Raw genomic sequence first — 278 nt, 5'->3', positions numbered from 1 at the left:
CGTCTGCCCTTAATTGCTCGGAACGGCGATCCTTACTCTCTCGATAAATCGAGCCAGCGCCTCGAAAGGCCGTTGTCCAGATGCAGCAGACGAGTTGCGAGAACAGACGTGTGACCGGCCAGAGGCCGGGCCACCATCCCTTGTTCACGGCTAGCGGCGATCTATGAGGTGCCGGCAAGATCCAAGGCGAAGCCCGCCGCTAACATCGCCATCATCAGGTCAAGGGACGCCACTCGATCAGCAATCAGCGGCTCACGATCGACTCGCCGTAGCACTCC

Annotated in this window: 1 pseudogene; it reads right to left on the bottom strand. The window is 60.1% G+C overall.

Going from position 1 to position 278, the window contains the following annotated elements:
- Window positions 1-9: 9 nt before the first annotated feature.
- Window positions 10-278 (bottom strand): annotated as a pseudogene (locus tag SB771_RS34160) (LysR family transcriptional regulator); the annotation flags it as partial.

Source organism: Burkholderia sp. SIMBA_051 (assembly GCF_046534915.1).
GTDB lineage: Bacteria > Pseudomonadota > Gammaproteobacteria > Burkholderiales > Burkholderiaceae > Burkholderia > Burkholderia ambifaria.
The sequence above is the reverse complement of the archived record's forward strand: the minus strand, read 5'-3'. Positions and strand labels throughout refer to the sequence as shown.